This window comes from Sinorhizobium meliloti (assembly GCF_017876815.1).
Taxonomy (GTDB): domain Bacteria; phylum Pseudomonadota; class Alphaproteobacteria; order Rhizobiales; family Rhizobiaceae; genus Sinorhizobium; species Sinorhizobium meliloti.
Window position 1 is genome coordinate 1,119,930 of record NZ_JAGIOS010000001.1, and the last position, 20,229, is coordinate 1,140,158.

Annotated in this window: 17 protein-coding genes; 12 read left to right on the plus strand and 5 right to left on the minus strand. The window is 64.9% G+C overall.

The window, feature by feature from the left end; genetic code table 11:
- The first annotated feature begins 299 nt into the window (after window positions 1-299).
- Genes JOH52_RS05420 through JOH52_RS05430 form a run of 3 tightly spaced genes read left to right on the plus strand, consistent with a single transcriptional unit; the run spans window position 300 to window position 3,303 of the window.
- Window positions 300-1,661 carry an amidase gene (locus JOH52_RS05420; RefSeq protein WP_010968422.1) on the plus strand — a complete coding sequence of 454 codons (1,362 nt, stop codon included), beginning with the start codon at window positions 300-302 and terminating at the stop codon, window positions 1,659-1,661.
- Window positions 1,658-2,569 carry an ROK family protein gene (locus tag JOH52_RS05425; protein ID WP_010968421.1) on the plus strand — a complete coding sequence of 304 codons (912 nt, stop codon included), beginning with the start codon at window positions 1,658-1,660 and terminating at the stop codon, window positions 2,567-2,569. The genes JOH52_RS05420 and JOH52_RS05425 overlap by 4 nt, the downstream gene beginning before the upstream one ends.
- Complete coding sequence (locus JOH52_RS05430) at window positions 2,566-3,303, plus strand: copper homeostasis protein CutC (protein ID WP_010968420.1); 738 nt, start codon at window positions 2,566-2,568, stop codon at window positions 3,301-3,303. The genes JOH52_RS05425 and JOH52_RS05430 overlap by 4 nt, the downstream gene beginning before the upstream one ends.
- A 283-nt stretch (window positions 3,304-3,586) precedes the next feature.
- Here the strand turns inward: JOH52_RS05430 and nagA are convergent, their stop codons facing one another.
- The 4 genes from nagA to JOH52_RS05450 form a co-directional block, all read right to left on the minus strand.
- Window positions 3,587-4,747, minus strand: a complete 1,161-nt coding sequence (gene nagA / locus JOH52_RS05435; RefSeq protein WP_107010389.1) for an N-acetylglucosamine-6-phosphate deacetylase — start codon at window positions 4,745-4,747, stop codon at window positions 3,587-3,589.
- Complete coding sequence (locus tag JOH52_RS05440) at window positions 4,744-5,766, minus strand: SIS domain-containing protein (protein WP_010968418.1); 1,023 nt, start codon at window positions 5,764-5,766, stop codon at window positions 4,744-4,746. Before JOH52_RS05440 ends, nagA begins: the two co-directional genes overlap by 4 nt.
- 93 nt (window positions 5,767-5,859) lie before the next feature.
- On the minus strand, window positions 5,860-6,624 hold the full coding sequence (locus JOH52_RS05445) for a GntR family transcriptional regulator (protein ID WP_014530005.1): 765 nt from the start codon (window positions 6,622-6,624) through the stop codon (window positions 5,860-5,862).
- Window positions 6,621-7,505 (minus strand): glucosamine kinase nucleotide-binding domain-containing protein, encoded by an 885-nt coding sequence (locus JOH52_RS05450; protein ID WP_010968417.1) that lies wholly within the window; start codon window positions 7,503-7,505, stop codon window positions 6,621-6,623. The genes JOH52_RS05445 and JOH52_RS05450 overlap by 4 nt, the downstream gene beginning before the upstream one ends.
- Window positions 7,506-7,705: 200 nt before the next feature.
- Between JOH52_RS05450 and JOH52_RS05455 the strand changes: the two genes are divergently transcribed.
- From JOH52_RS05455 to JOH52_RS05495, 9 genes are all read left to right on the plus strand, one after another.
- Window positions 7,706-8,602 (plus strand): N-acetylmuramic acid 6-phosphate etherase, encoded by an 897-nt coding sequence (locus JOH52_RS05455; protein WP_003533457.1) that lies wholly within the window; start codon window positions 7,706-7,708, stop codon window positions 8,600-8,602.
- Window positions 8,603-8,657: 55 nt separating this feature from the next.
- The gene (locus tag JOH52_RS05460; RefSeq protein WP_010968416.1) at window positions 8,658-9,917 is read left to right on the plus strand and encodes an ABC transporter substrate-binding protein; all 1,260 of its coding nucleotides are present in this window, start codon (window positions 8,658-8,660) and stop codon (window positions 9,915-9,917) included.
- A gap of 268 nt (window positions 9,918-10,185) precedes the next feature.
- Window positions 10,186-11,133 carry a carbohydrate ABC transporter permease gene (locus tag JOH52_RS05465; RefSeq protein ID WP_003533462.1) on the plus strand — a complete coding sequence of 316 codons (948 nt, stop codon included), beginning with the start codon at window positions 10,186-10,188 and terminating at the stop codon, window positions 11,131-11,133.
- Window positions 11,134-11,145: 12 nt separating this feature from the next.
- The gene (locus JOH52_RS05470; RefSeq protein WP_003533465.1) at window positions 11,146-11,985 is read left to right on the plus strand and encodes a carbohydrate ABC transporter permease; all 840 of its coding nucleotides are present in this window, start codon (window positions 11,146-11,148) and stop codon (window positions 11,983-11,985) included.
- Entirely contained in the window at window positions 11,982-13,046 is a 1,065-nt protein-coding gene (locus tag JOH52_RS05475; RefSeq protein WP_014530002.1) for a Gfo/Idh/MocA family protein, read from the plus strand. The genes JOH52_RS05470 and JOH52_RS05475 overlap by 4 nt, the downstream gene beginning before the upstream one ends.
- 16 nt (window positions 13,047-13,062) lie before the next feature.
- Complete coding sequence (locus JOH52_RS05480; RefSeq protein WP_013844988.1) at window positions 13,063-14,073, plus strand: ABC transporter ATP-binding protein; 1,011 nt, start codon at window positions 13,063-13,065, stop codon at window positions 14,071-14,073.
- A 404-nt stretch (window positions 14,074-14,477) separates the two neighbouring features.
- Window positions 14,478-15,896 carry an efflux RND transporter periplasmic adaptor subunit gene (locus JOH52_RS05485; RefSeq protein ID WP_013844987.1) on the plus strand — a complete coding sequence of 473 codons (1,419 nt, stop codon included), beginning with the start codon at window positions 14,478-14,480 and terminating at the stop codon, window positions 15,894-15,896.
- A 10-nt stretch (window positions 15,897-15,906) separates the two neighbouring features.
- Window positions 15,907-19,053 (plus strand): efflux RND transporter permease subunit, encoded by a 3,147-nt coding sequence (locus JOH52_RS05490; protein ID WP_010968414.1) that lies wholly within the window; start codon window positions 15,907-15,909, stop codon window positions 19,051-19,053.
- 61 nt (window positions 19,054-19,114) lie between these two features.
- Window positions 19,115-19,765 (plus strand): TetR family transcriptional regulator, encoded by a 651-nt coding sequence (locus JOH52_RS05495; RefSeq protein WP_003531892.1) that lies wholly within the window; start codon window positions 19,115-19,117, stop codon window positions 19,763-19,765.
- Here JOH52_RS05495 and JOH52_RS05500 read toward each other — a convergent pair.
- Window positions 19,758-20,228, minus strand: coding sequence for a GNAT family N-acetyltransferase (locus JOH52_RS05500; protein WP_010968413.1), 471 nt, complete (start codon window positions 20,226-20,228; stop codon window positions 19,758-19,760). The genes JOH52_RS05495 and JOH52_RS05500 overlap by 8 nt on opposite strands.
- Between the last annotated feature and the right edge of the window lies 1 nt (window position 20,229).

The following is a 20,229-nucleotide window of genomic DNA, read 5'->3' on the forward strand; positions in this document are numbered from 1 at the left end:
GCCTGCTGCTGCTTCCTTCTGTAGCGACAGCCCTCAAGCCGCCGGTTGCCTTACCGTCGGAGAAGAGCCCCGCCAACTCTACCGCGATAACGAGGAGGGCATTGTCGTGTGCGTCGAACGAATGCGATATGCTGGAGCGGGATGAGGAAAAGTGTGTGCGGTTTTCCGCCGCATCCCCCGTCTCAACTTCTTGGAATCGATCACGTTCATGTTTTTAGGTCGACCCGTCCTAAAAACATCGTGATCTAGGGGAAGGAAAATCGTATCCGAGCGCTGGAACGCCAGCCGGAAAAGGTGCCATGATCAACCAACGAACACTTGCGAGCCTCGCCGTTCTCGTGCAGTCCGGCAAGCTCGATCCCGTCGCGCTTGTCGCGGAAACCCTGACGCGGATCGAAGACCACCCCGACCGATCGATCTTCGTCGCGCTCACGCAGGAGCGTGCGGCGCGCGAAGCGAAGGCTGCCTCCGCGCGCATCAAGACCGGCCGCTCCCTCGGGCTGCTCGACGGCTTGCCCGTCGCCTGGAAGGACCTCTTCGATCTTGCCGGCAGCATCACGACCGCAGGTTCCGTCGTTCTGGCTGAAGGGTCGCCGGCCGCCGCCGACGCAACGGTGATCGCGGACCTCGGCAGCGCCGGCATGGTCAGCATCGGGCGGACCAATATGAGCGAATTCGCCTTCTCCGGCCTCGGTATCAATCCGCATTACGGCACGCCGCGCAATCCGAGGTCCGCGGATGTCCATCGCATCCCCGGCGGCTCCTCCTCCGGTTCCGCCGCTGCGGTCGCGGCCGGCCTCGTACCGCTGGCGATCGGCACCGACACCGGCGGCTCGGTCCGTATCCCGGCCGCAATGACCGGCATCGTCGGCTACAAGGCGACACGCGGCCGCTACGCGATGAAGGGCGTGTTCCCGCTCGCGCAAAGCCTCGATTCGCTTGGCCCCCTTTGCCAGACGGTGCAGGATGCAGTCTGGGCCGACGCCGCCATGCATGGGCTGACCGCGCCGGTGATCCGCCGCGCCGAGATCGCCGATCTTTCCATCGTCGTTCCCGAGACGATCGTCTTCGACGATGCCGAAGCGGAAGTCGTGGCCGCATTCGAGGAAGCGATCAAGCGCCTCGAAGCGGCGGGCGCGAAGGTCCGGCGGCAGGCCTTCCCGAGCTTTGCGGAAATTTTCGAGCTTACCGCCCGCCACGGCGCTCTGGTGACGGCAGAGGCCTATGCGCTGCACCGGGAACGGCTGGCAGGGCCTGAAGCGGAGCGCATGGACCCGCGCGTCGTCGCCCGCACCCGCCTCGGCGAGAAGATCACCGTCAGCGATTACATCGCCCTCCTCGACGCCCGAGACCGGCTGATCCATGAGACCATCGAGACTCTCAAGGCCGGCGAACTGATTGCACATCCGACCTTGCCGCATGTGGCGCCGCCGCTTGATCCGCTTCTTGCCGACGACGATCTCTTCTTCAAGGTCAATGCCAGGACGCTGCGCAATACCTCGATCGGCAACTTCCTGGATTTCTGCGGCGTCTCCATACCCTGCGGGACGGGTGCGGCCGGCATGCCGGCCGGCTTCCAGCTTGCAGCACCTCATCACCAGGACGACCGCCTGCTTTCCGCAGCACTCGCCGCCGAGGCGAGCATCCGGGGCGACGCATGATCGTCTGTTTCGACATCGGCGGCTCGGCGATCAAGGGCGCGATCACCCATTCGCCTGAGCGGATATTCCCGCTGCCCCGGCGCGCGACGCCGCTCACGGATTTCGGCCGCTTCGTCGAGGCGATGGAATCCGTGCTCGACGAAGCGGGGGGCCTGCCCGAAAGGGTGGCGATCTCGATCACCGGGGTGATCGATCCGGAGACGCGCCGGATCAAGTGCGCCAACATTCCCTGCATCGACGGGCGTGAGCTCGTCGCCGAACTCGAAGCGGCACTGCACCTGCCGGTGGTGATCGCCAACGACGCCGATTGTTTCGCGCTTGCCGAAGCCGGTGTCGGCGCCGGGCGCGGCCATCGCATCGTCTTCGGTGCCATCCTCGGCACCGGCGTCGGCGGAGGGCTCGTGATCGACGGCCGGCTGATCAATGCCGATGGCGGCTTTGCCGGCGAATGGGGCCACGGCCCCGCCGTTGCGGCCGCGGCCGGACACCCGCCCATTGCCATACCGGCCTTTCCCTGCGGCTGCGGCCAGAGCCGCTGCGTCGATACGGTCGGCGGTGCCCGCGGGCTGGAACGGCTTCATGAGACGGTCCACGGCAAGGCGCTCTCCAGTCACGACATAATCGAAGGCTGGCAGAACGGAAACGCCGAGGCGGCGCGGACGATCGACGTCTTCGTCGATCTGGTGAGTTCGCCGCTGGCGCTCGTGATCAACATCACCGGGGCGACGATCGTGCCGGTGGGCGGCGGCCTTTCCAATGCCGAAGCGCTGCTCGCCGAGATCGACCGGGCGGTGCGGGCGCGCATCCTCAGGCGTTTCGACCGGCCGCTCGTCGTGCGTGGCGAGTGCCGGGTGGAGCCCGGCCTGATCGGCGCCGCCCTGCTCGGCTTCGGAGGGAGATCGGCATGAGCCGCATATCACTGGAGGTCTGCGTCGACGATCCGGATGGTCTGGAGGCAGCCGTTGCCGGCGGCGCCGATCGCATCGAACTCTGTTCGGCACTTGGCGCCGGAGGGCTGACCCCAAGTCCCGGCCTGATGGCCGTCGCCGCTCCGCCGCCGGTGCCGGTCTATGCGATGATCCGGCCGCGGGCGGGCGATTTCATCTATCACAGGGCAGACCTCGAGGTCATGCGACGCGACATCGATGCGGCGCGGCATGCCGGGCTCGCAGGCGTGGTGCTCGGCGCATCGCTCGCCGACGGCCGCCTGGACGCGCGCATGCTGACGAAACTCGCCGGCCACGCGGCAGGGATGGGGCTCACGCTACACCGCGCCTTCGATCTGGTGCCGGATTTCGCCGAAGCGATGGAGATCGCCGTCGATCTCGGCTTCGAACGCATCCTGACCTCGGGCGGCGCGAAAACGGCACCGGAAGCGGTCGATACGCTGGAACGGCTCATCGAACTGTCGGCGGGACGGATCTCGATCATGCCCGGCTCGGGCATCACCAGCGACACGATCGAAGCGCTCGTGCCTCGGCTCGCCATCACCGAGGTCCATTCGTCCTGCTCAAGTGCTGAGCCGGCTAATGACATGCGCCTCGTCGAGATGGGATTCGCCGCGCCGGAGCGCCGCCGCACGGACGCGGCAAAGATCAGGGCGATGCGGGCGCGGCTCGATGCGCCGGCGGCAAAGGCTTGAGAACAAAGGCTTCCGCCGGCGTCCGCCCCTCATCCCGCTGCCGCGACCTTCTCCCCGCAGGCGGGGAGAAGGGACAAGCGGCGCCGACTGAACCCCGCATTCACCGCCCGCCCGAGGGAGCGAGTGGGCGCGGCATATCCCTTCTCCCCGCCTGCGGGGAGAAGGTGGCGGCAGCCGGTTGAGGGGCAACCCCGACCGAGCGGGGTTGAGGCGGTTGGGTTCCCGAGGGATCCCGCCAGCGTTCCAGGGGCACGTCCTCTCGCCTGCGAGGAGCCAAAACAGCTCAAGCCGCAAAAACCGTCTCCCCGCCGATCCAGGTCGATTTCATTGCGAGTTCCGGCGTGAGCAGCACGAAATCCGCATCCGTACCCGGCAGGAGCCGGCCCTTGTGCGAGGCGATCCCCATGGCGTCGGCGGGATAGGCGGAGGCCATGCGGACCGCCTCCTCGATCGGCAGGCCAAGCTTTTGGTGGACGAAGCGGACAGACGAAAGCATGTCGATATCGGCGCCGGCAAGCGTGCCGTCGGCAAGCGTCAGGCGCCCGCCCTGGCGCAGGATTTCCCGTCCGTTCAGGAAGAAGCTCGTCTGATCGGTGCCGATCGGCGACATGGCGTCGGTGACCAGAAAGATCTGTCCCGGGCCTTTCTTGCCGCGCAGCGCGATGCCCATCGAGGCCGGGTGAACGTGAAAACCGTCGGCGATCATGCCGGCGTGGAGCGTGCCGGTCGAAAGCGCCGCGCCGACCACGCCAGGCTCGCGATGGCCGAGTCCGCTCATGGCGTTGAAGAGATGCGTGACGGTCCGGGCACCCGCTTTGGCATAGGCGCAGGCGGTGTCGTAATCCACGTCGGTATGGCCGAGGCTCACCACGACGCCGGCATCGGCCAGCGCCCGCACCTGCTCCTTGGTGGCGTTTTCCGGGGCCACGGTGAGCATCAGACGGCTGAGCGCCTTTGCGCAGGCGAGTATCTCGGCAAGATCGTCATCGCCCATCGGACGGATCAGCGCCGGATCGTGAGCCCCCTTGCGCGCGACGGAAAGATGCGGGCCTTCGAGATGCAGGCCTAGGAAGCCGGGAACCGCCGCGGCTTTCGCCTCGATGCCTGCGGCGATGGCCGCGGTCCTGACCGCGCGCGTGTCGGTGATCAGCGTCGGCAGCAGCGCCGTCGTGCCGAATTGCGCATGCGCCGCGCAGATCTGCCGGATACTTTCGAGGGACGGCTTTTCGTTCAGAAGCGCGCCGCCGCCGCCGTTCACCTGCAGATCGATGAAGCCGGGCACGAGAAGCAGGCCACGCGCGTCGATGATCTCGCCACCGGCGGGGACGCTTCCCGCCGGCGCAATCGCCTTGACGTGTCCTGCCTCGATCACGAGGGCTGCCCCGTCGTGCCAGTCGATGCCGTCGAAAATCCGCGCTCCGCTGATCGTCTTCTTCGCAGTCATCGTGTCTCCGTCACCTTCTTGAGGTTCTCCGGTGCGTCGGGGTTCAGACCGCGAGAGCGGGACCAGGCCTCGACGAAGCCATAGAACGGCAGGATCAGCGCCAAGGCGTCGGTGAGCGGGTGCCCGGTCTCGACGAAGGGCAGGCGCTTTGCCTTGCCCGCGCGTGCCGAGGTCACGTGCACCACCGCGCCCTTGGCGCTCATGCCGTCCGCGATATCGGCGACCGAGGCCTCGGCAGCATCGCGGGCGGCCAGCACGAGCACCGGGAACCGGTGCCCGACCAGCGCCACCGGTCCGTGCAGCACCTCTGCCGCGGAATAGGCCTCGGCATGCATGCCGGACGTCTCCTTGAACTTCAGCGCCGCTTCGCTGGCGATCGCCAGCGCCGGACCGCGGCCCAGCACATAGAGCGATTCGGCTTCTGCGAGATCGCCGGCGAAATCCTGCCAATCGAGCTTCACGGCCTTGGCAAGCTGGTTCGGCAGATCGGCGACCGCGTGCTTGAGCGTCGCGTCGCCGGTCCACTCGCCGAGCACGGCAAGACCCGCGACGATCGAGTTAACATAGGACTTGGTCGCCGCCACGGCAATTTCGGGTCCGGCGAGAATGTCGAGCGGGTGGGTGCAGGCCTCGGCAATCGGCGACGGCAGCGTGTTCGTCAGCGCGATCGAAACGGCGCCGGCGCGCGTCGCGGCTTCGGCCATGGCCACGATGTCCGGGCTCTTGCCGGACTGCGAGATTGCAATCGCCGCCGCACCGCCGAGTTTCAGATCGGCACCGTATATCGACGCCAGCGAGGGTCCGAGCGAGGCGACCGGACGGCCGGTCGTGAGCTCGATCGCGTATTTCAGGAACAGCGCGGCATGGTCGGAAGAGCCCCTGGCGATCGTTACCAGAAAGGCCGGATCCTTGGCGCGCAGCGCCGCGCCGGCTTGCGCCAGCCTCGTGGCCGAGCGCTCCAGCAACCGGGCTGCGGCCTCGGGAATCTCGTCGATTTCTCGCCGCATGTTGGTCTGCATCGTCATATCCTTTCATCAAATAGGCGAGATGCGGGCGGAGAACCGCTTTACACTATTCCTCATCCCACCCTTCCCTCGACCGGCCACGCCGGCTCAGTTTTCCGGGATCGTCAGCTCCGCAACGAAATCATAGGCATCGCCGCGGTAGAGCGACCGGGTGAATTCGACCACGCGCCCGGAGGCAAGATAGGAGACGCGCTCGATCGAAAGACCGGCGGCGCCGACGGCGACGCCGAGCATGGCCGCGTCCGGTTCCTTGATATTGCAGGCGGAGATCCGCTGCACCGCGCGCACCGGCCGAGCCTGCTTCTTCTCGAGCTCTGAATAGAGCGAGGAGGTGACGGCGAGCGGGTCGGGGACGAATTCCGCCGAAACGCAGGCGCGCTCGATCGCAAGCGGCATGTCGTCGGCAATGCGGAGCCGCCCGAGTCGCGCCACAAGCGCGTCGGCCGCAAGCCCGAGGGTCATCATCTCGTCGGGCGAGGGATGGAAGAGACCGCGCTCCAGCCATTCCGCACGCGTGTTGAGTCCGCGCCGGGCCATGTCCTCGGTGAAGGAGGTCAGGCGCGAGAGCGACTGCTCGACGCGCGAAACCGGGCGGACGACGAAGGTGCCGGAACCGTGGCGGCGCACGAGGAGCCCGTCACGCACGAGATCGTAGACGGCTTTGCGGACGGTGACGCGGCTGACATTGGCGTAATCCGCGAGATCCCGCTCCGGCGGCAGCGCATCTCCGTGATTGAGCTTGCCCGACAGGATCGCCTCCTCGAGCGATTGCCTGAGCTTCAGATAGAGCGGACCGGCGCCCCCGGACTGCAGGGTTTCGAGCGGCAGAATGGCGGCGAGCTGCTGGTTCATGCCGATACCCCGGAATGGGAGCCGAAACGGGCCGCCGCGAGCGCGACGGCGCCGGTCAAAGCATCGGCCCGCGCCTCGACGAAGCGCGGCTGATGCCGGTCGGCGAGCCAGCGGCGATAAAGCGGCGCCAATCCTCCGAGCAGGCACAGCTTCTCGCTCCCCCTCGAAACCACCACGTCGAGCGCCTCGTCCACCGTCGCGGCGGCAGCCTTCAACAGGCTGATCGCCACAGGGTCGCCGCGCTCGGCAAATTCGAAGACGCGCGGCGCATAGCGGCCGAACTCGCCGGGCTTGGCGAGCCGTGCGAAATCGACGATGTCGCGCGGGTCGTCGTTGAACTCGGCAAGAACGGCATCCGTCACGCCCGAGCCTTGATGTATGCCGTCATAGGCAAGCAAGCTCTCCTGCAGCAGCGCGTGACCGATGCGTGCGCCGCTGCCGTGATCTCCGATCGTGAACCCCCAGCCGCCGACATAGCTGACCTCATCGCCCCGGCGCGCGATATAGATCGTGCCCGTCCCGAGTATCGCGACGGCCCCGTCCCCGTCGCCGAGAGCGCCCTGCAGCGCGATCAGCCCATCGGACTCGATATCGGCCTGAGCAAAGGGAAGCCGCCTCTTCACGTAATGAACGGCATCGCCCACATTGTGGCCGGCGACGCCGACGATCGCGCGCGATGCCCCGATTCCGGCCGGGTCGAGGCCCGCATCCCCGAAGGCGTCGCGCGCCGCATCCGTTATGTTCTGCAGCGCCGTTTCCGGATCGGTAAGAATATTCGCGGCGCCCGCTTTGCCGCGGCCGAGAATACGGCCGTCGAGGGCTGCTACAGCCGCACGGCAGCTCGTTCCGCCGCCATCAATTCCGATCAGGTAAAACGTCATGGGCACCTCCGTCGTCACAAGATACCAAAAAAATACCATTAACCAAGCGAGATTTCCGACTACAGATCATTCCCCAGTCTATTTCCTTGAAAAGGCTGAACTTATTTCTGTACGCAGCGGTTTCTTGCGGTAAAAGTTAAATTTCTCCTAGACAAGTGGTATTTTTTTGGCATTAATTTCCAGAAGAGGAGAACGACGCCATGCCGCCAGCCAAGACCGAAGAGCGCCGCGACAATGCCAAGGGCCTGGACGTCATGCGTCCGGAGCTCGCCCTTCGCTTGCTCGCAGCCGGTCAGCAGGAGGCGGCAAAGTCGGTGGAACAGGCGATCGAGCCGATTTCAGCGGCAGCCCGCCTTGCCGCGGACAGCCTCGCCTCGGGCGGCCGGCTTGCCTATGCCGGCGCCGGAAGCTCCGGGTTGATGGCGATGGCGGACGCACTCGAACTGCCTGGCACCTACGGCATAGCTCGGGAGCAGGTCGTCATTCTCATTGCCGGCGGCGCCGCAAGCCTCACCGATCTTGCCGGCGGCTATGAGGACGACATGGAACTTGCGCGCGCCGATGTGCGAAGTGCCGGCATCGGGGCGGGCGACTGCCTGATCTCGGTTTCCGCCAGCGGCTCCACGCCCTATGCCATCGCCGCTGCCGACGAGGCGGGGAAACGCGGCGCCCGCGTCATCGGAATGGCCAACAATGCCGGCGCACCGCTCCTTCTGAACGCCGACGTCTCCATCCTCCTGGAGACGCCTCCGGAAGTCGTGTCCGGGTCGACGCGAATGGGTGCCGGGACGGCTCAGAAGATCGCCTTCAACATGTTCTCGACCATGGTCGGCATCCATCTCGGCCACGTGCTCGATGGTCACATGGTCAATCTGCGTGCCGACAACATCAAACTGCGCGGCCGGGCGATCCGGATCGTCTCGGACATAGCCGGTATCGGCGCCGCCGACGCGGACAGGCTGCTCGGCCTTGCCGGCGGGTCGGTCAAGCTGGCGATCCTGCTCGCATCCGGAGCGAGGGACATCGCCTATGCCGAAGACGCGCTCGAGCGCGCCGATCAAAATTTGCGCCGGGCGATCGCCATCGTCGGGACGTGAGGGATAAACTGGGAATTCAAAACCGCGCGACACGCGCCTAAAGGGGAGAAACTGCATGACCCGCACTACAATGAAAGGCTTGCTGCTCGCATCGAGCATTCTCGGCTCGGCCGGGCTTGCGCAAGCCCAGGACGCAACGCTGACGATCGAAAGCTGGCGCAATGACGACCTGGCGATCTGGCAGGAAAAGCTGATCCCGGCCTTCGAGGCGAAGAACCCGGGCATCAAGGTGGTATTCGCTCCCTCGGCCCCCACCGAGTATAACGCCGCCCTCAACGCCAAGCTCGACGCCGGCTCCGCGGGTGACCTCATCACCTGCCGCCCCTTCGACGCCTCGCTCGAACTCTACAACAAGAAGCATCTTGCCGACCTGACCGGTCTTTCCGGCATGGAGAATTTCTCCGACGTCGCCAAATCCGCCTGGACGACCGACGACGGCAAGGCGACCTTCTGCGTGCCGATGGCTTCCGTCATTCACGGCTTCATCTACAACAAGGATGCCTTCGACCAGCTCGGCCTTTCCGTTCCGGCGACCGAGGAGGAGTTCTTCGCGGTCCTCGAAAAGATCAAGGCGGACGGCAACTACATCCCGATGGCGATGGGCACCAAGGATCTCTGGGAAGCCGCGACGATGGGCTACCAGAACATCGGCCCGAACTACTGGAAGGGCGAGGAAGGCCGTCTGGCTCTTCTGAAAGGCGAGCAGAAACTGACCGACGAGCCGTGGGTCGAGCCTTTCCGCGTACTGGCGAAGTGGAAGGATTATCTCGGCGACGGCTTCGAGGCACAGACCTATCCGGACAGCCAGAACCTCTTCACGCTCGGCCGGGCGGCGATCTATCCGGCCGGCTCCTGGGAAATCTCCGGCTTCAACACGCAGGCCGAATTCAAGATGGGCGCCTTTCCGCCGCCGGTGAAGAAGGCGGGCGATACCTGCTATATCTCCGACCACAACGACATCGGTATCGGACTGAACGCCAAGAGCAAGAATGCGGATGCCGCCAAGACCTTCCTCACCTGGGTGGCCTCGCCGGAGTTCGCGGAAATCTATGCGAACGCCCTGCCCGGCTTCTTCAGCCTGAACTCGACGGCGGTGAAGATGTCCGATCCGCTCGCCCAGGAATTCGTCTCCTGGCGGGAGAAATGCAAGCCGACCATCCGCTCGACCTATCAGATCCTGTCGCGCGGAACCCCTAACCTCGAAAACGAGACCTGGGTCATGTCGGCCAACGTCATCAACGGCACGGACACGCCGGAGGCGGCCGCCAAGAAGCTCCAGGACGGGCTCGACAGCTGGTTCAAGCCGGTAAAATAAGACCGAACCGGGGTGTGTGGACGCTGTCCGCGCACCCTCCCCGACATGTGCAAACGTATCGCATGCGGGACGGCGTCATGGATTGCTCGGGCACCGGCGCTACGGCGCCGCGCGCCCGTAACGGGCGGATCGAAGCGGCTTGCCGGCTCTCCGCTCCCGCGGGACGCCTGACGGAAGCACGGTGCACGGCAGGAAGCCGCGCCGCATTTCGAGCGAAATCGAGGCTGCGCCCTGAAGGCCAGCCGGTTTGAGAACGGGCCAGAGGCCGATGAACCCACGTGAAATCACGACCTACGTCACCGAGATCAAGCGCCCGCGGCGCTGGCACATCCTCGTCTTCCTGCTGCCGGCGCTCGTCGTCTACACGGCGGTGATGATCCTTCCGCTTTTCGAGACGCTGCGCCAGTCCTTCTACAACACGGTCGACGGTCAGTTGACCTTCGTGGGCCTGGGCAATTTCAAGGTTCTGTTCGGCGACCCTCGCTGGGCGGCGGATTTCTGGAACGCGCTCAAGAACAATTTCGTCTTCTTCCTGATCCACATGGCCGTGCAGAACCCGATCGGCATCGCGCTCGCCGCCATGCTGTCCGTCCCGAAGCTGCGCTTCGGCGCCTTCTACCGCACGGCTATCTTTCTGCCGACGCTGCTCTCCTTCGTCATCGTCGGTTTCATCTGGAAGCTGATCCTGTCGCCGATCTGGGGCGTCGCACCCTATCTTCTCGACACGGTCGGCCTGCGATCGCTGTTCGGGCCCTGGCTCGGCAAGCCGGACACCGCGCTCATCGCAGTCTCGCTGATTTCCGTCTGGCAATATATCGGCATCCCGATGATGCTGATCTATGCGGCGCTCCTCAACATTCCCGACGAGGTGACCGAGGCGGCGGAGCTCGACGGCGTCACCGGCTGGAGCCAGTTCTGGAAGATCAAGCTTCCGCTGATCCTGCCTGCCATCGGCATCGTGTCGATCCTCACCTTCGTCGGCAATTTCAACGCCTTCGACCTGATCTATACGGTGCAGGGGGCGCTGGCCGGCCCGGACAAGTCGACCGACATCCTGGGCACCCTGCTCTATCGCACCTTCTTCGGTTTCCAGCTTCAGCTCGGCGACCGTTCGATGGGCGCGACGATCGCCGCGATCATGTTCCTGATCATTCTCGCCGGCGTCGCGCTCTATCTCTTCGGCATACAGCGCCGCATGCGCCGCTATCAGTTCTAAGGAGGATAAAAGATGTCGAAAGCACGCGCCTCCTTCATGCGCACGGGCGCCGTTCACGCGGCTCTGATCGCCTACACGCTTATCGCACTCTTTCCGGTGTTCCTGACGATCGTCAATTCGTTCAAGAGCCGCAACGCGATCTTCCGGGAACCTCTGGCGGTCCCGACACCCGAGACCTTCAGCCTGATCGGCTACGAAACGGTGCTGAAGCAGGGCGACTTCATCGGCTATTTCCAAAACAGCATCATCGTCACCGTCGTCTCGATCGCGCTCGTCCTGCTGTTCGGCGCCATGGCCGCCTTCGCGCTTTCCGAATACCGCTTCCGCGGCAACACGCTGATGGGGCTCTATCTGGCGCTTGGCATCATGATCCCGATCCGGCTCGGAACGGTGGCGATCCTGCAGGGCATGGTGGCGACCGGTCTCGTCAATACGCTGACCGCGCTGATCCTCGTCTATACGGCGCAAGGCCTGCCGCTGGCGGTATTCATCCTGTCCGAGTTCATGCGCACCGTATCCGACGACCTGAAGAATGCCGGACGCATCGACGGCCTGTCGGAATATGCGATCTTCCTGCGGCTGGTGCTGCCGCTCATCCGCCCGGCCATGGCGACGGTCGCCGTCTTCACCATGATCCCCATCTGGAACGATCTCTGGTTCCCGCTGATCCTCGCACCCGCCGAGGCGACCAAGACCGTCACCCTCGGCTCGCAGATCTTCATCGGCCAGTTCGTCACCAACTGGAACGCGGTCCTCTCGGCGCTGTCGCTGGCGATCTTCCCGGTCCTCGTCCTCTACGTCATCTTCTCGCGGCAGCTGATCCGCGGCATCACGGCAGGAGCAGTCAAGTGAATTCATCCGCACCCCCGATCCGCGTGCTCAGCGCCGGGCTCGGCAATATGGGCCGCAGCCACGCGCTCGCCTATCATCAGAACCCCGGTTTCGAAATCGCCGGGCTGGTCAACCGCTCGAAGGTGGCGCTGCCCGAGGCTCTTGCAGGATACGAGATTCTGCCGTCCTTTCCGGAGGCGCTCGCCGAACTGGAGCCGGAGCTCTGCTCGATCAACACCTATTCGGACACGCATGCGGACTACGCCGTGATGGCGATAGAGGCGGGAGCCCATGTCTTCGTGGAGAAGCCGCTGGCAACGACGGTCGCCGATGCCGAGCGCGTCGTCGCCTGTGCGCGGGCCAATGGCCGCAAGCTGGTCGTCGGCTATATCCTGCGCCACCACCCGTCCTGGATGCGGCTGATCGCGGAAGCCCGCAAGCTCGGAGGGCCTTACGTCTTCCGCATGAACCTGAACCAGCAATCGAGCGGCCCGGCCTGGGCGACGCACAAGTCGCTGATGCAGACGACACCGCCGATCGTCGATTGCGGCGTCCACTATGTCGACGTCATGTGCCAGATCACCGATGCCAACCCCGTCGAGGTGCGCGGCATGGGCTTGAGGCTCTCGAACGAGATAGCCGCGGATATGTACAATTACGGGCATCTGCAGGTGATCTTCGAGGACGGCTCGGTGGGCTGGTACGAGGCGGGCTGGGGGCCGATGATCTCCGAGACGGCCTTCTTCGTGAAGGACGTGATGTCTCCGAACGGCTCCGTGTCGATCGTCATGGACCAGAACGCCAAGTCCGACGACATCGACGTGCACACGAAAACCTCCGTCATCCGCGTGCACAGCGCCGCTACGGGACCGGACGGCCGGTTCCTGAAATCCGACGAGGACCTGGTGATGGAGGGCGAGCCCGGCCACCAGGAGCTTTGCGACCGCGAGCAGGCCTTCGTGCTCAAGGCCATCCGAGAAGACATCGATCTTGGCCGGCACATGGACGATGCGGTGCAGTCGCTGAAGATCTGTCTCGCCGCCGACGACAGTGTGCGCACCGGCAAGCCGGTCAAGCTTTAACCCAAGAGGGCGACACGTGGGATCACTTCAACTCAAAACCATCCGCAAGGCCTTCGGCAGTCATGAGGTGCTGAAGGGCATCGACCTGGACGTGAAGGACGGCGAGTTCGTCATCTTCGTCGGTCCGTCCGGTTGCGGAAAGTCGACGCTTCTGCGCACCATCGCCGGCCTCGAGGACGCGACCTCGGGCAGCGTACAGATCGACGGTGTCGAGGTCGGCCATGTGGCGCCGGCCAAGCGCGGCATCGCCATGGTGTTCCAGTCCTATGCGCTCTATCCGCACCTGACCGTCAAGGACAATATGGGCCTCGGGCTGAAGCAGGCGGGTGTGCCGAAGGCCGAGATCGAAGAAAAGGTCGCCAAGGCGGCCGGCATGCTGTCGCTCGAACCCTATCTCGCCCGCCGTCCGGCCGAGCTATCCGGCGGCCAGCGCCAGCGCGTGGCGATCGGCCGCGCGATCGTGCGCGAGCCGAAGCTCTTCCTCTTCGACGAGCCGCTGTCGAACCTCGACGCGGCGCTGCGCGTCAACACACGGCTCGAGATCGCCCGTCTTCACCGCAGCCTCAAGGCGACGATGATCTACGTCACCCACGATCAGGTCGAGGCGATGACGCTTGCCGACAAGATCGTCGTGCTGAATGCCGGCCGGATCGAACAGGTCGGCTCGCCGATGGAGCTCTACAATCGCCCGGCCAACCTTTTCGTCGCCGGCTTCATCGGCTCGCCGCAGATGAATTTCATCGAAGCCGCAAAGCTCGGCGACGGAGAGGCAAAGACGATCGGTATCCGTCCGGAGCATATCGGCCTCTCCCGTGAAAGCGGCGACTGGAAGGGCAAGGTGATCCATGTCGAGCATCTTGGCGCCGACACGATCATCTACATCGAATCGGAGACCGTCGGCCTGCTGACGGTGCGCCTCTTCGGCGAACACCGCTACGCTACCGACGACATCGTCCACGCGACGCCGGTAATCGGCAGCATGCACCGCTTCGATGCGGACGGGCGGGTGATCAAGTCGGGACAATAGCGGACGGAGCGCCTATGATTTGGCCCTCCTCGGGTTTAACCCCGAGGACCAGCCACCTGCCGGCGCGGGGAATTGCCCCTCACCCTGACCCTCTCCCCGCGCGCGGGGAGAGGGGACTTACGACGTGGAACGCCGAGGCATCGGGCCGCGGGCGGGTCCCACCTGCCCCTTCTCCCCGCCTGCGGTAGGGCTTTCGCATATGGCCGATTTCGAGGAATCGAATGGCGAACAGAACGGAATCGCATCGAGAACAAACCCTTCGATGTTCCATGCCTGTTCCGCATATGCGATTCCCCTGCCGCCTGCGGGGAGAAGGTCGCGGCAGCGGGATGAGGGGCCGCTCGCCGAGCGTCCTAATCCAAATCAAATCTGCGTGACCCTGCCAAGCCGCGAGGCCGAACGCCTTGGTGATCTTCACTTTTTTGCCTCCCCTGCCGGCGCGTCGAAACTCTGTTGCACTGCGGCAGAAATTAACATACATTGGCGTCTGTATATTAGCTTTCCGGTATTTTCCACGCCGATACCGGCTCCGCTTCACCTCACTTTGGGACCGCGCAGCGCTTGCGAAACGCCGCGACTGCGGCCGGTCCTTTGACAATATGGACATTGCGATGCGCATGAACCGACCGATATTGGCCGCCGCGCTGGCATCCGTGATTTTTCTCGCGGGCTGCCAGAAGAATGAAGAACAGCAGGCAGCGGCTGCCGCCCCTCCGCCGTCGCCGGTCGCCGTCTTCACGACGAAGGCGGAACCGCTGCCGATCACCAACGAACTGCCGGGCCGCATCACCGCCACCCGCATCGCCGAAGTCCGCCCGCGCATCTCCGGCATCGTCGTCGAGCGGGTGTTCGAGCAGGGCACCATGGTCAAGGAAGGCGACGTGCTCTACCGCATCGACCCGGCACCGTTTCAGGTCAAGGTCGACAGCGCCGAGGCGACGCTGAAGCGCGCTCAGGCGGTGGTCGATCAGGCCAAGCGGACGGCCGACCGCCAGTCGCGGCTGAAGGAGGCGCAGGTCACCGCGGTGCAGCAGTACGACGATGCCATCGCGGCCCTCGCCCAGGCCGAGGCCGATGTCGGCATCGCCGAGGCAGGGCTCGCGGAGGCCAAGCTCAATCTGCAGTATACGAACGTCACGGCTCCGATCAGCGGCCGGATCGGCCGGGCGCTGATCACCGAAGGCGCGCTCGTCAACACCAACGATCCGCAGAACCTTGCGACGATCCAGCAGCTCGACCCGATCTATGCCGACTTCACCCAGTCGGCGACCGACCTGATCCGCCTGCGCAAGGCGCTGAAGGACGGCCAGTGGATGAGTGCCAAGAACGAGGCCGAGGTTCAGTTGATCCTCGACGACGGAACGCCCTACGCGCTCAAGGGCAGGCTGCTCTTCTCCGAAGCCGCCGTCGACGCGACGACGGGCCAGGTGACGCTGCGCGGCGAATTCCCCAACCCGAACAACGATCTGCTGCCGGGCATGTATGTCCGCGTCCAGATCCAGCAGGGTTTGGAAAAGGACGCGATCACCGTGCCGCAGCAGGCCGTGCAGCGCAACAATGCCGGCCAGTCGCAGGTCTATGTGGTGAATGCCGACAACAAGGTTGAATTCCGCAACGTCACGCTCGGACGCACCGTCGGCGAGCGCTGGCAGGTGACCTCCGGCCTCAAGCCCGGCGAAAAGGTCATTGTCGAGGGTTTCCAGAAGGTCGGCCCGGGCGCGCCCGTGCAGCCATCCGACTGGGACCCGAATGCAAAGCCCGCGCCCGAACAGGCCAGCGCTTCGGCAGATGCCGGCGAAAAGCCTGCCACCGAAGTGAAGTGAGACCCATATCATGCCCAGTTTTTTCATAGACAGGCCGATCTTTGCCTGGGTGGTGGCGATCTTCATCATGATCGCCGGCATCATCGCTATCCCGCTCCTGCCGGTTTCGCAGTATCCGGATGTCGCACCGCCGCAGATATCGATCAATACCAACTATCCCGGCGCCTCGTCGCAGGACACCTATCAGAGCGTCACGCGGCTGATCGAGGATGAGTTGAACGGCGTCGAGGGGCTGCTTTACTTCGAATCGTCGACCAGCTCCTCCGGCTCGGTCTCGATCGACGCCACCTTCCAGCCGGGCACCGATCCGAGCCAGGCCTCGGTCGACATCCAGAACCGGGTGCAGCGCGTCGAACCGCGCCTGCCCGATCCCGTCAGGCAGCAAGGCGTACAGGTGGACGAGGCCGGCGCCGGCTTCCTGCTGATCATCTCGCTGACCTCGACCGACGGTTCGATGGACGCGATCGGGCTTGGCGATTATCTCAGCCGCAACGTGCTCAGCGAAATCCAGCGCGTGCCCGGCGTCGGACGCGCCCAGCTCTTCGCGACCGAGCGCTCGATGCGCGTCTGGCTCGATCCCGACAAGATGCTCGGCCTCAACCTGACGGCGGCCGACGTCACGGCGGCGATCCAGGCTCAGAACGCGCAGATCGCCTCCGGCTCGATCGGCGCCCAGCCGAATCCGATCACGCAGCAAGTCACCGCTCCGGTCGTCATCAAGGGTCAGCTTTCGAGCCCGGAGGAATTCGGTGCCATCGTGCTCAGGGCGAATGCCGACGGCTCTGCCGTGCGGCTGCGCGACGTCGCGCGCCTCGAGATCGGCGGCGAAAGCTACACCTTCTCCACCCGCCTCAACGGCAGCCCCTCGGCGGCCATCGCCGTGCAGCTCTCTCCGAGCGGCAACGCGATGTCGACCTCGGCAGCGATCAAGGCCCGCATGGACGAGCTCGCGGAGTTCTTCCCGGAGGGGCTCGAATATTCGATCCCCTACGACACCTCGCCCTTCGTCGCGGTGTCGATCGAGAAGGTGCTGCACACCCTCGTCGAGGCCGTCGGCCTCGTCTTCCTGGTGATGTTCCTGTTCCTGCAGAACGTCCGCTATACGATCATTCCCACCATCGTCGTGCCGGTCGCCCTGCTCGGCACCTGCGCGGTCATGCTGGCGATGGGCTTCTCGATCAACGTGCTCACGATGTTCGGCATGGTGCTGGCGATCGGCATCCTCGTCGACGATGCGATCATCGTCGTCGAGAACGTCGAGCGCATCATGTCGGAAGAGGGCCTGACGCCGAAGGATGCCACCCGCAAGGCGATGAAGCAGATCACCGGTGCGGTGATCGGCATCACGCTGGTGCTGGCTTCTGTGTTCATCCCGATGGCCTTCTTCCCGGGCGCCGTCGGCGTGATCTATCGCCAGTTCAGCCTGACCATGGTCGTTTCGATCCTGTTCTCGGCGCTGCTTGCGCTCTCGCTGACGCCGGCACTCTGCGCGAGCTTCCTCAAACAGGTTCCGAAGGGTCACCATCACGCCAAGCGCGGCTTCTTCGGCTGGTTCAATCGCGGTTTCGACCGGACGTCGCACGGCTACACGCGCGCCGTCGGAGGCATCGTCAGGCGGACCGGCCGCTTCATGGTCATCTATCTGGCGCTGCTTGCCGGTCTCGGCTGGGCCTTTCTCCAGCTTCCTTCGTCCTTTCTGCCGGACGAGGACCAGGGCTTCGTCATCGTCATGATGCAATTGCCTTCGGAAGCGACTGCAAACCGCACCACGGAGGTGATCGAGCAGACCGAGACCATCTTCGGCCAAGAAAAGGCGGTCGACACGATCGTCGCGATCAATGGCTTCTCCTTCTTCGGAAGCGGGCAGAATGCGGGGCTCGCCTTCGTGACGCTCAAGGACTGGAGCGAGCGCGATGCAGACAACTCCGCCCAGTCGATCGCCGGTCGCGCCACCATGGCCATGAGCCAGATCAAGGACGCGATCAGCTTCGCGCTGTCGCCTCCGGCGATCCAGGGCCTCGGAACGACGGGCGGATTCTCCTTCCGCCTCCAGGACCGTGCGGGTCTCGGCCAGGCGGCACTCGCCGAAGCGCGCGACCAGCTTCTCGACCTCGCTTCCCAGAGCAAGGTCCTGACCGGGGTCCGCTTCGAGGGCATGCCCGACGCGGCGCAGGTCAGCGTCAATATCGACCGCGAGAAGGCCAATACCTTCGGCGTGACCTTTGCCGACATCAACTCGACCATCTCGACCAATCTCGGTTCGTCCTATGTCAACGACTTCCCGAATGCCGGCCGCATGCAGCGCGTGACGGTGCAGGCGGACGAGACGAAGCGCATGCAGACCGCTGACCTCCTGAACCTGAACGTCCGCAACTCCAACGGCGGCATGGTTCCGCTCTCGGCCTTCGCGGACGTGGAATGGGTCAAGGCGCCGACGCAGACAGTGGGCTACAACGGTTACCCGGCGGTCCGCATCAGCGGCGAGGCCGCTCCCGGCTACTCCTCCGGCGATGCGATCGCCGAGATGGAGCGTCTGGTGGCTGAGCTTCCCGCGGGCTTCGGCTATGAGTGGACGGGACAGTCGCTGCAGGAAATCCAGTCGGGCTCGCAGGCGCCGCTCCTGATAGCACTCTCCTGCCTGCTCGTCTTCCTCTGCCTGGCGGCACTCTATGAGAGCTGGTCCATTCCGGTCTCGGTCATCATGGTCGTGCCGCTCGGCGTCATCGGCGCCGTGCTCGCCGTGACGATGCGCGACATGCCGAACGACGTCTACTTCAAGGTCGGCCTGATCGCGATCATCGGGCTTTCGGCGAAGAACGCGATCCTCATCATCGAGTTCGCCAAGGAACTCCGCGAACAGGGCAAATCGCTCATCGACTCGACGCTGGAGGCTGCGCATCTGCGCTTCCGGCCGATCCTGATGACCTCGCTCGCCTTCACCCTCGGCGTTCTGCCGCTGGCGATCGCGACGGGCGCAAGTTCCGGCAGCCAGCGCGCCATCGGCACGGGCGTCATGGGCGGCATGATCTCGGCGACGGTGCTGGCGATCTTCTTCGTCCCGGTCTTCTTCGTGTTCGTGATGAAGATCTTCGAACGCGGAAGAGCGGCGCCGGAGGCGGCTAAGCCCGCATCCGAAACCACCAGCCCGGCCGAGTAATATCGAAGACGGCCCGCCCACCTACGGCGGGCGGGCCGTCGCTCAAGGAGAATTTGAATAAATGCGCCGAACCAAGGCCGACGCCGAGGCTACAAGACAGAAGATCCTGTGCGCCGCCGAGCGGATGTTCTACAAGAAGGGCGTTCCCAACACGACGCTCGAGGAAGTGGCGAAGGAGGCTGGCGTCACCCGCGGCGCCATCTACTGGCATTTCGCCAACAAGACGGATCTTTTCCTCGCCCTTTACGAGGCCGTGCCGCTGCCCCACGAAGACATGATCGCACGCGAGATCGAAACGGAAGCCTTCGACACGCTCGCCATCGTCGAGAGCGCGACCAGCGACTGGCTGACGACCCTGGCCGCGGACGAGCAGCGGCAGCGCATTCTCGCGATCATGCTGCGCTGCGACTACGACAATGACATGTCCGCCGTTCTCGTGCGCCAGCGCGAAATCGAGGAGCGCCACGATGCCCTTCTCGAGCTTGCCTTCGCCCGCGCACTGGAAAGGGGTCAGTTGCAGGAGCACTGGGCGCCGCCGACTGCGGCGCGGGCCCTGCGCTGGATGATGATGGGGCTCTGTACCGAATGGCTGCTCTTCGGCCGCCGCTTCGACCTCGTGGCCCAGGGGAGCGAAGCACTCCAGTCTCTCTTTGCGGGCTTCCGGCGGGTGCCGGCTCGCGGCGATACCTCCTCCCGCCTCGGCCCTAACTGAGCACTTTGCGCATCTCGACCGAGGTCGGGCGGGTGAAGCCGGGATGGGCGGTTCGCGCCGTCTCCACGAAGCCCCAGGCCGCGAAAGTGGCTTGGTTTCCGGCGAGCTCGATGCGTGTCTGGAGCCTCAGCGCAGGCAGGCCCAGATCGCGCGCCGTTTCCTCGGCGGCGGCGATGAGCATCCTCCCTACTCCCTTTCCCTGGCGGCCGGGAGCGACGGCGAGTTTGCCGATATAGAGACAATCCGCTTCCGGCTTGCAGAAGATGCAGCCCAGGAGCTCGCGCCCGGCGACGGCCGCGAAGGCGATCTCGTCTCTTGCTTTCCGGTTGAGGGACGCCGCCGTCAGCGCATGGGCCGACGAGGGCGGATCGATACGGCCGTCCATATAGGCGAAGGACGCACGGATCAGCGACAGCAACTCCTCGTAACGGTCGAAGCCCTCGTCGATGCGGACGGTCTCCATG

What these genes read in the sequence shown, in the direction of transcription:
- JOH52_RS05470 (WP_003533465.1), top strand. Translation starts at nt 11,146, where the DNA reads ATGTCGAAAGCACGCGCCTCCTTCATGCGCACGGGCGCCGTTCACGCG.
- JOH52_RS05440 (WP_010968418.1), bottom strand. Translation starts at nt 5,766, where the DNA reads ATGCAGACCAACATGCGGCGAGAAATCGACGAGATTCCCGAGGCCGCA.
- JOH52_RS05495 (WP_003531892.1), top strand. Translation starts at nt 19,115, where the DNA reads ATGCGCCGAACCAAGGCCGACGCCGAGGCTACAAGACAGAAGATCCTG.
- JOH52_RS05455 (WP_003533457.1), top strand. Translation starts at nt 7,706, where the DNA reads ATGCCGCCAGCCAAGACCGAAGAGCGCCGCGACAATGCCAAGGGCCTG.
- JOH52_RS05425 (WP_010968421.1), top strand. Translation starts at nt 1,658, where the DNA reads ATGATCGTCTGTTTCGACATCGGCGGCTCGGCGATCAAGGGCGCGATC.
- JOH52_RS05500 (WP_010968413.1), bottom strand. Translation starts at nt 20,228, where the DNA reads ATGGAGACCGTCCGCATCGACGAGGGCTTCGACCGTTACGAGGAGTTG.
- JOH52_RS05460 (WP_010968416.1), top strand. Translation starts at nt 8,658, where the DNA reads ATGACCCGCACTACAATGAAAGGCTTGCTGCTCGCATCGAGCATTCTC.
- JOH52_RS05490 (WP_010968414.1), top strand. Translation starts at nt 15,907, where the DNA reads ATGCCCAGTTTTTTCATAGACAGGCCGATCTTTGCCTGGGTGGTGGCG.
- JOH52_RS05450 (WP_010968417.1), bottom strand. Translation starts at nt 7,505, where the DNA reads ATGACGTTTTACCTGATCGGAATTGATGGCGGCGGAACGAGCTGCCGT.
- JOH52_RS05420 (WP_010968422.1), top strand. Translation starts at nt 300, where the DNA reads ATGATCAACCAACGAACACTTGCGAGCCTCGCCGTTCTCGTGCAGTCC.
- nagA (WP_107010389.1), bottom strand. Translation starts at nt 4,747, where the DNA reads ATGACTGCGAAGAAGACGATCAGCGGAGCGCGGATTTTCGACGGCATC.
- JOH52_RS05465 (WP_003533462.1), top strand. Translation starts at nt 10,186, where the DNA reads ATGAACCCACGTGAAATCACGACCTACGTCACCGAGATCAAGCGCCCG.
- JOH52_RS05445 (WP_014530005.1), bottom strand. Translation starts at nt 6,624, where the DNA reads ATGAACCAGCAGCTCGCCGCCATTCTGCCGCTCGAAACCCTGCAGTCC.
- JOH52_RS05430 (WP_010968420.1), top strand. Translation starts at nt 2,566, where the DNA reads ATGAGCCGCATATCACTGGAGGTCTGCGTCGACGATCCGGATGGTCTG.